We start from the raw sequence: 10750 nt of genomic DNA, 5'->3' as shown, positions 1-10750 counted from the left end.
TGCAAAATTTCCACAGAAGCGGAGTCATTTACAGACCCTTACAAGAGCAGACACCTAAGACCGGACTTTATCTTGCTTGGCGGCAGCATGATTCCTCTCCAGTAATAAGAGCATTTCTCAGCTTGGCACGGAAGACGACACAATGGAAGGCAAATCATGATGATACGTGAGCAGTTAGGGATCAATCACCTCACCTGCCGAGCCTCCAAGTACTGTCGAGAGCAGTAACCTGAAGCAGCCTAACTATTGAATCATTGGACTTTTTCGATATATTACCTGACGAAGCGTTTATTTATGCCCATCTACTTAGTTAAAAACTCACCAACTATGTACTTTTGACTCTATACTCATCTACTGTGGAAACAGTGACTATTGACTAAGTGTTATGGATTATCGGGATGCAGGAGTTGATGTAGAGGCTGGTCGAGCTTTTGTAGATCAAATTCGCAATTTGGTTCACAGCACCTTTCGACCGGAAGTAATTGGCGGATTGGGTGGCTTTGGTGGCTGCTTTCAATTACCTGGGGGTTTCAAGGAACCAGTTTTGGTTTCCGGGACGGATGGTGTAGGTACAAAGCTGAAAATCGCTTCTGCTGTTAATCGCCATGATACTGTTGGTATTGATTTAGTAGCGATGTGCGTTAATGATGTGCTGACATCTGGCGCCGAACCGCTGTTTTTTTTAGATTATGTCGCTACAGGTAAGTTAGAAAAAGAGCAATTAACTCAGGTGGTTGCGGGTATAGCTTCTGGATGTAAGCTGGCTGGTTGTGCTTTGCTGGGAGGAGAAACCGCAGAAATGCCAGGTTTTTACCAAGTCGGTGAGTATGACTTGGCTGGGTTTTGTGTGGGAATTGTCGAAAAAAGCCAGATGCTGGATGGTTCTCAGGTGCAAATAGGAGATGTTGCGATCGCACTCCCTAGCAGTGGTGTCCACAGCAATGGCTTTAGTTTGGTGAGAAAGATTATCAATGAACGCAATTTATCTTGGAGCGATCGCCCAGAATTACTAAACGGTCAATCTTTAGGCGAAACTTTTCTCACACCTACCCGCATTTACGTCAAACCGGTTCTTGCTGCGCGTAAAGCAGGCTTAGAAATTCACGGTATGGCTCATATTACTGGTGGTGGATTACCAGAAAATCTACCGCGATGCTTGGGGAAAAATCAAGCGATTAAAATTAACCCTGATAGTTGGACTATTCCTCCTGTATTTCAGTGGCTAGCTGAAACTGGTTCAGTTAGTCCGGAAGCGATGTATAACACTTTCAATATGGGGATTGGATTTGTCTTGCTAGTTCCACCAAATCAAGTAGAACAGACGATTAATTACTTTCAATCACAGGATATTTCCGCCTATGCGATCGCACAAGTAATTGCTGGTAATGGCGAATTATTAGAATTACCATACTAAAATATAGGATTTTCTGTCTATATACTGATTACTTTTTTATTAGTGTAGAGCTTCTCTCTATGCGGAAGTACGATTTAATCTCGATCTGACCTGCGTCTTTTACGGACACTAATTGCTCTATTTGTTACAATTCTTCATAACTACCATCGAAAATACTCATGACCGTTAGCCTTTGAATTTGCTAACGTAGTCTTAACATATTGAAAAAATTTGCTGATGAAGCTGAAAAAATAGCGGCTCCAACACTGATTTACAGTGCTGGTATTTGTCATCTGTAAATCTATCTTGTTGGAGTGTTAGATTGCATACTTTTCAGAGGGGGTTATGGCTGTAAATTTTGCCCGGACTTCTACTTCCAGGGAACTTTTAAAAGAAGTATTCCAGAACATCGACGCACAAAGCTGTCCGAGGTGTTTTAACTTTCACATGCATACTGTCCATTCTGATGGCAGGTTGCAGCCGGCTGCATTGATGGAACAGGCGATCGCTATTGGTTTAAAAGGATTTGCGATCACAGACCATCATAGTATTAACGGCTACCAAGCAGCACAAACTTGGTTAGAAGACTGGAAGTGGAACAACCCAGGTGCAAATTCTCCTCACCTGTGGAGTGGTGTAGAAATTAATGCCAACCTTTTAAATGTGGAAGTTCACATTTTGGGTTATGCTTTTGAGCCAGAACATCCCAGTATAAAACGCTATCTGCAAAGAAAGATTGCTACTGGTGAAGATTATCAGATAGCTAACGTGATTGCAGCGATTCACAATGCTGGGGGATTAGCGGTACTCGCTCATCCAGCTCGTTATAGGCGATCGCATTTCGACTTAATTCCCGCTGCTGCTGAGGCTGGTATCGATGGTGTGGAAACGTATTACGCCTATAATAATCCTAATCCTTGGCGAGCAAGTGCCTTAGAATCAAAACAGGTACAACAGCTAGCTAATGAATTTAATCTTTACAACACTTGTGGTACTGATACCCACGGTTTAAGTCTGCTGCAACGATTATAAAGATGATGAAAAAGGGGTTTATTGCCTCTTTTTCGGTTTTAAGGACTATTACAGCTATTTTCAGGTAAATGAACCATACCTTTTTTGTATCACGCAGAGGCGCAGAGTCGCAGAGAAGAATGTAAGAGTATTGTTTAAAAAAATGAAAATTGCTGTAATATAAATTTTTAGAAATTATTGCTGAAATTGCGATAATAACTAAGCTACAACTTGGCTTTGATTCATTTGTCGAGTACGCCGGAAAGCTTCTTCTAAAACAGAAATTGCTAAACCAGGTAAAACCAGAGATTGAGTAATTTTGCGACTACCGCCATTTTCTACCGCAAAAGCAATAACTTGGACATTCCGCACATCTATAATCCAGTATTCGTCTACTCCTAATTCTTCATACAGCAGACGTTTTTCACCTTTATCATCTGCTAAAGAAGTATTTGCAACTTCAATGACTAAATTTGGCGGTGGATAGTTATCGAGGTTGATGATAGAAGTTCCCCAAGGAATGACATCAGCATTTTCACCAACGTAGTAAGATACATCAGGTTGCGCCTCATTAAAGTTTGTTTTTCGGTAGGTGCAGTTATCCTTGCCATTCATGGGAATGTTTTTAATAGCTGCGTAGCTGCTAGCAGTAACAATTATAATTGTATGGTCTCGCGAATGGTCACTACCGATTGCTTCGATTTCAATCCTCATTTTGCCGTTGTAGTAGTAACCCTTGGCTTTTTCGCGTGCCGGATTTTCAATTTCTTGGATGTATTCATCCCAAGTTGCGGGTATCCATGTATCAGTCGCTATTTTGGTTTGTAAGTTACTCATAATACGTTGGAATTAGTGACAACCAATTTTGTGCAGATGCAGGCGATCGCAAATGTACAATATTAAGGTGTGCATACTCAGGTTTTTTCAATAGCAGCGCATATTGCCTACGATTTTTATGATAAGTTTGAAGCGCCCATAAAATTATTGATTCACGGCTGAAAGTAGTTTTCCAAGTTTCACGGTTGCCATTGCAGACTTCTTGTTGCTTCACCACCCGCTGAAATGTCCGCAAAACTACACGACTTATTACCACCGACAAAGAATAATCTAACCAAACAACTGTATCAGCTTTTCCCCAAACAATATCGCGCACCATGCTATAATTTCCATCTACTACCCAAGCATTGCCCGACAGCGCTTGAGAAACTTTTTCTCTCATCACATCATTCGGCACTTCCACCCAATTCGGTTGCCAGTGCAGATAATCTAGTTCTATATGAGGAATGGTAAGACGCTGTGAAATTTGCTTCGCCAAAGTCGTCTTACCAGAACCGCTAGTCCCAACTACAGAAATGCGTTGCGGATGTTCGAGAAAATTCATGTTTCATTTATTGTATAAATTTGCCTAATTTCCTCTAGAGAATTCATTGTCCGCAATCCTTCGCGAATCGTCTTTAACACATCTAAATCGGTAATTTGAGAGATTTCTGGCATTAACTGTAACCCCTCAGCGCCAAATTTCAGTTCCAAACCCAATTCAATAGCAGAGAGTAAACCTCGTGTTTCTCCTCGTGTTTCTCCTCGTATCTCTCCTTGCTGCAAAATTTCTTGATACCAAGGAGATTCTTGTAACACAGCCATATCCCACCTCATAATTTGCTGCACTAAAGGACTAGACAATACAAAGCTAGCAAAAAAGGCTAACAGCGGTTCTAGTTCATTTAATTGTTCATCAGCACGTAAAGCTTGTACAGCTTGCTGTACCACCGCTACCTCATCCCCACCTTTCAACACAGGTACAAAAGGAAGTAAGGATGGTAAAGGTTGTTGAAAAACAATCTGTGCGTCAACTTCCCACAAATTAATCACCCGATAATCTTGACGCGCTTGTAACCCTAAAACCTGGGATTCATAGCCGCTGACAATTTCCATTGTCTCCGATGGAGGCAAAATGTTAATCAGTACCGGGTAAACTGGTAAATTATATCTTTCCTCTGCCAGTGCCGCATAAGCACGCATTCGCCGAGGTAAGCGGGTGTTGTAGCGCAATTGTAACTCATTCAACACCAAAAAATCTTTAATTTGCGGATGGTAAGCTTTAACTACAACATCGCTTTCTCGGCTAATCCACTGAAATTCCGAAGCCAGAATTTCTCTAGCCAAGACATCGGGGGACTGCGTTACCCATTTTACCCAAGCATCTGGCGCTAAACTAATTAAACGCTTCCCACCGATATCTGCTACTTTCGGCATCTCTTCTTGGCGTCCTTGGCGTCCTTGGCGGTTCGTTACTCTTAAGTTGTATACTCGGCGTTAATTTTCACATAGTCGTAACTCAAATCACAACCCCAAGCTTTACCCGAACCGTGTCCATTACCAACGCTAACTGCAATTATCACCGGATTATCTAAACTTTGAGCCTTGATTGTACTTCTATCCCCCGACAAATCATTACTCATATTCGTAGCCATCATATCTTGTGGTTTAGAAGCATTCGCTGCTGCTTGTTTTAAATAAGCACTCGCTGCTTTGCGATCAAAAGCTAAAGGTTGACCATTCTCCATCATTAAGAAATCCCCTAACTTAATTTGCAGGTTTTCTTGCTCAAAAGGAATACCCGCACGTCCAGCAGCAGCAGCGATGCGTCCCCAGTTTGGATCGCGTCCAAATATGGCAGACTTAACTAAAGATGAGCCGGCGATGGTTTTAGCGATTTGATTCGCTGCTTGTTCATCGGTTGCCCCACTAACTTGCACTTCAATCAGACAAGTTGCACCTTCACCATCACGAGCGATCGCTTTCGCTAAATGCTGACATACTGCTGTTAACATCGCTTCTAATTTTTCCGCTTCTGCACCCATTTCCGTAATTGCTGGGGTGCGAGATTGACCGTTGGCAAGCGCTATCAAGCTATCATTGGTACTAGTATCACCATCCACGGTAATTGAATTAAAGCTTCTATCAGCTGCGCGACTTAACATTTGTTGCCACAGAGTAGGTGCAACTGCGGCATCACAAGTAACAAATGCTAACATCGTTGCCATATTCGGATGAATCATTCCCGAACCTTTGGCAATGCCACCAATTCGCACCGGGCGATCGCCTATACTTGTTTCTAATGCAATTGATTTTGTAACTAAATCGGTAGTAATAATCGCCCCAGCTGCTGCATCTGAACCTGTTTCTGATAATGCTGCCACCAGCTTACCAATCCCACTCCGCAAGGGTTCCATCTTAATTCTCTGACCGATTACACCTGTAGAAGCAAGCAGAATCGATTCTGAAGGCATATTTAGCTCTTGCCCTAATAGCATCGCACATTCTAAAGCATCTAACCAGCCTTCGTTACCTGTTGCTGCATTTGCTTGTCCCGCGTTGCAGAGTATAGCACGAGCGCTATGCTTTGCTTGCAAACGTTGACGACAATAATCTACACAAGCGGCTTTTACTTGGCAAGTGGTGAATACACCAGCTGCGATCGCCTCTACATCTGATACTATCAAAGCCAAATCTGGCAATCCCGAAGGTTTCAAACCTGCGGTAATTCCTGCTGCCCGATAACCTCTAGGTGCTGTCACACCACCAGTAATTTCCTGCCAGTCATTCATTATTCGTATCCCTTCAACTATTACTCTTTGCTTGAGGGGCGATTATATCAAGTCTTCGTTACCCAAAGAGTGATAATTTGTTAGTTATTAATAACTTGCCTATTTGCAACGCTGGCAAGTTTAGGACAAAAACGAAAAAGGAGAGCTACTTGGGTGGCTCTCCAGATCATCAGGGTGCATCTACTTAACATATAATACCACATTTGGGGTGAGGTGCAATACCCCCTAAAAAGTTTTTTATTTTTGATTTGAGATTTGGAATTACACATACACCGATTAGACCACTTTCTATTTTCTGCGTTGACTGTGGTATGTGCAAGATATAAGTGTAAGCAATTTCTTTGGCAACCATAAAAACGAAAAAGGAGAGCTACTTGGGTGGCTCTCCAGATCATCAGGGTGCATCTACTTAACATATAATACCACATCTGGGGTGAGGTGCAATACCCCCTAGCAAGTTTTTTCGGAAAATCAGTTCGACGCAATTTCTCTGAAAACCACAAAAATGAAAAAGGAGAGCCACTTGGGCAGCTCTCCAGATCATCAGGGTGCATCTAATTATCACAGTATAGCATTTTGGGGCTGAGGTGTTGCACCCATCTTTTATGAAGGGGAAAGGGGAATGGGTAATGGGTAATAATTCTTTTTCCAGTCCAAGCGTCCCCAGTCACCAATCCCCAGTCCAAGCGTCCCCTTCACTAGTTATTCAACTTTTGGTCTACTAATTCGTTAGTCAGTTTTGGATCTGCGCGTCCACCGGTTTGTTTGAGAACTTGTCCGACAAAAAAGCCTTTGAGGTTGGTTTTACCGCTTTTGTATTTTTCTAGTTCTTTGGGATTGGCGGCGATAATTTGGTCTATAATCGGTTCGAGTACGCTAGCGTCAGAGATTTTTTCTTCACCTTTGAATACTTCATCGGGAGAATTACCAGCTAGCAACTCTGGTAATTTCTCTTTTGCTTTGTTACTGCCGATGGTACCCTTTTCAATGAGGGTGATGACTTTTGCTAGATTGGTAGGAGTAAGGGCAATTTCGGTGATGCTGAGTTTTTGCTTATTGAGGTATGCGGCGATATCGCCCATAATCCAATTAGCAGCTTGTTTGGGATTTGCACCAAGTGCGATCGCTTCTTCAAAATACGCAGCAACAGTAGTTTCCTCAGTCAACACTCGTGCATCGTAAGGTGAAAGTCCTAAATCAGATTCATAACGATGGCGTTTTGCTGCTGGTAACTCTGGTAGTGTACTACGCCAAGATGCTAATTGTTCGTTTGTTACCTCAATCGGTGCTAAATCTGGTTCTGGGAAGTAGCGATAATCGCTGCTGCCTTCTTTAACGCGCATACTAATAGTGCGTTGAGAAGTTTCTTCCCAAAGACGAGTTTCTTGAATAATGCGATCGCCTGCTTCTACTGCGGCTATTTGGCGTTCAATTTCGTATTCTATCGCGCGTTGGATGGCGTTAAAAGAGTTCATATTCTTAATTTCCACCTTCGTGCCAAACTCTTTTTGTCCAATCGGACGCACAGAGATGTTGACATCGCAGCGGAGAGAACCTTCTTGCATGTTACCATCACTCACGCCGATATAGCGGACAATGCGACGTAATTCTTGAGCATATTCAGCAGCTTCTTGTCCGGAACGCAAATCTGGTTCGGAGACAATTTCTACCAAAGGCACACCTGCTCGATTGTAGTCTACCAGAGAATAAGTAGAACCACTAAGGCGATCGCTTCCCGCATGAACTAATTTTCCGGCATCTTCTTCCATGTGCAAGCGGGTGATGCCGATTTTTTTCCGCATTGGATTACCATCAGCATCGACTAACTCAATTTCTAACCAGCCATGTTCAGCGATCGGCAAGTCGTATTGAGAAATTTGGTAATTTTTCGGTAAATCCGGATAAAAATACTGTTTGCGGTCAAACTTGCTATATTTAGCGATTTGGCAATTTAACGCTAAACCCGCTTTCACAGCGTATTCTAATACTTTTTCGTTGAGTACGGGTAATACCCCAGGTAGACCCATACAAACCGGGTCAATGTTAGTATTGGGGTCAGCACCAAAAGCCGTAGAACTATTAGAGAAAATCTTGGTGTTAGTACTCAGCTGACAATGGGTTTCTAGACCAATAATCGCTTCGTACTCAGTTTTTACAAGAGCAGATGAAGTCATATAATCACTTGCTTGGGCATAATCCTTCTTTAGGCTACTATTGTAGACTGCTATTTACTTGCCCTGAAGACGGTTATTGGGGTGAGAATGCCAAACCTGTTAAAAAATGCGGTGCAGTCAAATGACTATGATTCCTGGGTGGTATTATGATGAATTGCAACAGATTGGCGTTGATTTTGAGGATGCTGCACAAGTGCAATCCTACGATCGCAAACAAACATCAAATACTCCCGAAGTCAATCAGGCATTAATTCAACGTCTGGGCATTTCAAAAGGACATACTGTAATTGAAATAGGAACAGGAACGGCTACTTTTGCCATTGAAGCAGCAGTTGCAGGGGCTTACGTATATGCTGTGGATGTGTCTGATGCTATGTTATCTTATGCTCGACACAAAGCCAGTGCTGCCAATGCTGAAAATATCGAGTTTTATCGTGCTGGTTTTCTTACTTACGAACACCAAGGCGAACCAGTTGATTATATTGTAACGAAGTTTGCCTTTCATCACTTGCCCGATTTTTGGAAGATGGTGGGATTGTTGCGGATGCAGTCAATGTTGAAACCGGGAGGAGTGCTGTATCTGCGAGATGTAGTTTTTTCTTTTAAACCTAACGAGTATTGTTCAAGTATCGACGCTTGGATAAATCGTGTAGCAAAACCTGCGGGTGAAGGTTTCACTAAAGCAGACTTTGAAATGCATGTGCGTGAAGAAAACAGCACTTTTGCTTGGATTCTAGAAAGTATGTTAACGCGAAGTGGCTTTGAGATTATAGAAAAAGATTACCCAACAACTGAATATGCTGAGTATATTTGCCAAAAGCGTTAGCTTCAGGATGAGTAAAATTTTATTTCTGTCGGAGTAATCGCTCACTGAGATAATAATGCCATAATAAGCGCGTGGCTACTGCTCTCCAAGGTCGCCAAATTTCAGCTATAAGTTCAATTTCTGCCGATGAAGGTCGATGTTCTAATCGTTTAACTTTCTGTATAGCTAATATTAAACCCAAATCACCTTTGGGTAAACTATCAGGTCGCCTGAGTGCCATCATTAAATATATATCAACTGTCCAATCGCCGATACCTTTGAGCTTTTTCAGGATACTGCGTACTTCTTCATCATCCATCGTGCTGAGGCTAGATAAATCAAGCTGTCCTGCAATGATAGATTGTGCTAATGTGCGTGCGTAAAGAGTTTTTTGCCGACTAAATCCTATTCGTTTGATTTCCACATCATCAAGTTGCAGAAATAACTCTGGAGTAATTGGAGATATAGCTGCTTGCAAACGAGTATAAACTGCTTTTGCTGATGCGAGAGAAACTTGTTGTTCTAAAATAATTTGAATAAGTGTAGAAAAACCGGGTTCGCGTATCCAAAGCGGTGGTTTACCAAAGCGAGTGAAAATTTCCGCCAAGTCTGAATCTCGTGATATCAGAAAGTTCAAACCATCAGCAAAATTATCCTCAGTTAAAATTTTTGGGAATATCATTAGAAAGATACCTTAACAGTGCTAGTTACCCGCAAAACAGATTCCTGTTGAAATTTTCGCTTATAACTTGCTATCACTTCTTCAATCATCTGATTTTTAGTACGGCTATTTTCGTAAATCAAAATGACTAACTTGGTCTTTTCTCTGGTTAGTTTGCCAGAACTATTTAAATATTGCCCGTGGGTGTCTATTACAGTTAGTCCTTCACGAAAGCGGGGTGTAATTACGCGGTTCAAAAATAGCTGCCATTCTAACTCTGATATTGTCTTTCCTCCTGGTTTGGATAAACCAAAGTATAACTCCTCTTTGGTGAAAATCTTTTCAGTGGAATTTTGAGTAGATGTCTGTGGTGACTGAGCGCGAACAAATGTATTTGTGTGAACGGGGACGATAAAAAGTAAGCTTGTAAGAATAATGATAGACATACAATCATTATGCCTTTGTGCATGTCTTTAAGGGAAATCATGCTTTTATATGAGTAAATATCAAAACTGGTTCTGGGAAATTCAAGAATCCGGGCAAGGTCCTCACTACTACTTCAATGCCACTTTTGCTTTGTCTGATGCTGAATGCCTTGTTAATTTGGTGCGGCAGCATTCGCTATCTGGGTTTGTACATTGCCAGTTTGTTGGCAACTTAATCAATGCACCATGTGGAGGCTGCAATTATCAAGGTGCTTACGATTTGTATATTGACGAGTATAATTATTCTGAAGATTTTATATCGCCTCTAGAAAGTGGCAAACATAAAATTACTTGTCCACACTCACAGTTGAATATCATTAGTGTTTGTGGTAACGAACTTGGGATTGAATGTAGTTATGGTGGGATAACTAGCACGCATAACGAAATTGGCACTTCACTTATTGTAGCGATCGCGCAGTCACCAAAAGTTACTTTAGTTCATTGGCAAGTCAATTCTGGGGGAGAGGGTTATGATCCAGTGGGTTTTGGAATTGGCAGATCAGCCACAGAACTACTGGCACACTTGCAGATAAAAAAACCGTTGTATTAGAGATTTAATCTTGTAGTGAGCGATTGAGCGATGAATCGCTCACCCTTCGGGTTCGCCAGTCGC

General features: G+C 41.9%; 11 protein-coding genes. 4 read left to right on the top strand and 7 right to left on the bottom strand.

Going from position 1 to position 10750, the window contains the following annotated elements; translation table 11 throughout:
- Positions 1-385: 385 nt before the first annotated feature.
- Both purM and PI95_RS19380 read left to right on the top strand, forming a co-directional pair.
- Complete coding sequence (purM, locus tag PI95_RS19385) at positions 386-1414, top strand: phosphoribosylformylglycinamidine cyclo-ligase (RefSeq protein ID WP_039737433.1); 1029 nt, start codon at positions 386-388, stop codon at positions 1412-1414.
- A 324-nt stretch (positions 1415-1738) separates the two neighbouring features.
- On the top strand, positions 1739-2425 hold the full coding sequence (locus tag PI95_RS19380) for a PHP domain-containing protein (RefSeq protein WP_039737432.1): 687 nt from the start codon (positions 1739-1741) through the stop codon (positions 2423-2425).
- A 198-nt stretch (positions 2426-2623) separates the two neighbouring features.
- Here PI95_RS19380 and PI95_RS19375 read toward each other — a convergent pair whose 3' ends face one another.
- From PI95_RS19375 to gatB, 5 genes are all read right to left on the bottom strand, one after another.
- Entirely contained in the window at positions 2624-3241 is a 618-nt protein-coding gene (locus PI95_RS19375; protein ID WP_039737431.1) for a Uma2 family endonuclease, read from the bottom strand.
- On the bottom strand, positions 3234-3785 hold the full coding sequence (locus tag PI95_RS19370) for an NB-ARC domain-containing protein (RefSeq protein ID WP_039737430.1): 552 nt from the start codon (positions 3783-3785) through the stop codon (positions 3234-3236). The genes PI95_RS19375 and PI95_RS19370 overlap by 8 nt, the downstream gene beginning before the upstream one ends.
- The gene (locus tag PI95_RS19365; protein ID WP_039737429.1) at positions 3782-4657 is read right to left on the bottom strand and encodes an RpnC/YadD family protein; all 876 of its coding nucleotides are present in this window, start codon (positions 4655-4657) and stop codon (positions 3782-3784) included. The genes PI95_RS19370 and PI95_RS19365 overlap by 4 nt, the downstream gene beginning before the upstream one ends.
- Before the next feature lie 41 nt (positions 4658-4698).
- On the bottom strand, positions 4699-6012 hold the full coding sequence (argJ, locus tag PI95_RS19360) for a bifunctional ornithine acetyltransferase/N-acetylglutamate synthase (RefSeq protein WP_039737428.1): 1314 nt from the start codon (positions 6010-6012) through the stop codon (positions 4699-4701).
- A gap of 698 nt (positions 6013-6710) precedes the next feature.
- Positions 6711-8186, bottom strand: coding sequence for an Asp-tRNA(Asn)/Glu-tRNA(Gln) amidotransferase subunit GatB (gatB, locus tag PI95_RS19355; RefSeq protein ID WP_039737427.1), 1476 nt, complete (start codon positions 8184-8186; stop codon positions 6711-6713).
- 121 nt (positions 8187-8307) lie between these two features.
- On the opposite strand from gatB, the gene PI95_RS19350 reads away from it, so the two are divergent.
- On the top strand, positions 8308-9012 hold the full coding sequence (locus PI95_RS19350; RefSeq protein ID WP_039737426.1) for a class I SAM-dependent methyltransferase: 705 nt from the start codon (positions 8308-8310) through the stop codon (positions 9010-9012).
- A gap of 19 nt (positions 9013-9031) precedes the next feature.
- Here the strand turns inward: PI95_RS19350 and PI95_RS19345 are convergent, their stop codons facing one another.
- The gene (locus PI95_RS19345) at positions 9032-9673 is read right to left on the bottom strand and encodes a DNA-3-methyladenine glycosylase family protein (protein WP_039737424.1); all 642 of its coding nucleotides are present in this window, start codon (positions 9671-9673) and stop codon (positions 9032-9034) included.
- The gene (locus tag PI95_RS19340; protein WP_039737423.1) at positions 9673-10098 is read right to left on the bottom strand and encodes a DUF3574 domain-containing protein; all 426 of its coding nucleotides are present in this window, start codon (positions 10096-10098) and stop codon (positions 9673-9675) included. Before PI95_RS19340 ends, PI95_RS19345 begins: the two co-directional genes overlap by 1 nt.
- Before the next feature lie 49 nt (positions 10099-10147).
- On the opposite strand from PI95_RS19340, the gene PI95_RS19335 reads away from it, so the two are divergent.
- Positions 10148-10687: a hypothetical protein gene (locus PI95_RS19335; RefSeq protein ID WP_039737422.1), complete on the top strand. Its 540-nt coding sequence runs from the start codon at positions 10148-10150 to the stop codon at positions 10685-10687.
- The last annotated feature ends 63 nt before the right edge of the window (positions 10688-10750 follow it).

The sequence above is a fragment of the Hassallia byssoidea VB512170 genome (genome assembly GCF_000817785.2).
In the GTDB taxonomy this organism is placed as follows: domain Bacteria; phylum Cyanobacteriota; class Cyanobacteriia; order Cyanobacteriales; family Nostocaceae; genus Hassallia; species Hassallia carrinoi.
The sequence above is the reverse complement of the archived record's forward strand: the minus strand, read 5'-3'. Positions and strand labels throughout refer to the sequence as shown.

Coding starts and splice junctions, on each gene's coding strand:
- purM (WP_039737433.1), top strand. CDS start 386: ATGGATTATCGGGATGCAGGAGTTGATGTAGAGGCTGGTCGAGCTTTT.
- PI95_RS19380 (WP_039737432.1), top strand. CDS start 1,739: ATGGCTGTAAATTTTGCCCGGACTTCTACTTCCAGGGAACTTTTAAAA.
- PI95_RS19375 (WP_039737431.1), bottom strand. CDS start 3,241: ATGAGTAACTTACAAACCAAAATAGCGACTGATACATGGATACCCGCA.
- PI95_RS19370 (WP_039737430.1), bottom strand. CDS start 3,785: ATGAATTTTCTCGAACATCCGCAACGCATTTCTGTAGTTGGGACTAGC.
- PI95_RS19365 (WP_039737429.1), bottom strand. CDS start 4,657: ATGCCGAAAGTAGCAGATATCGGTGGGAAGCGTTTAATTAGTTTAGCG.
- argJ (WP_039737428.1), bottom strand. CDS start 6,012: ATGAATGACTGGCAGGAAATTACTGGTGGTGTGACAGCACCTAGAGGT.
- gatB (WP_039737427.1), bottom strand. CDS start 8,186: ATGACTTCATCTGCTCTTGTAAAAACTGAGTACGAAGCGATTATTGGT.
- PI95_RS19350 (WP_039737426.1), top strand. CDS start 8,308: ATGACTATGATTCCTGGGTGGTATTATGATGAATTGCAACAGATTGGC.
- PI95_RS19345 (WP_039737424.1), bottom strand. CDS start 9,673: ATGATATTCCCAAAAATTTTAACTGAGGATAATTTTGCTGATGGTTTG.
- PI95_RS19340 (WP_039737423.1), bottom strand. CDS start 10,098: ATGTCTATCATTATTCTTACAAGCTTACTTTTTATCGTCCCCGTTCAC.
- PI95_RS19335 (WP_039737422.1), top strand. CDS start 10,148: ATGAGTAAATATCAAAACTGGTTCTGGGAAATTCAAGAATCCGGGCAA.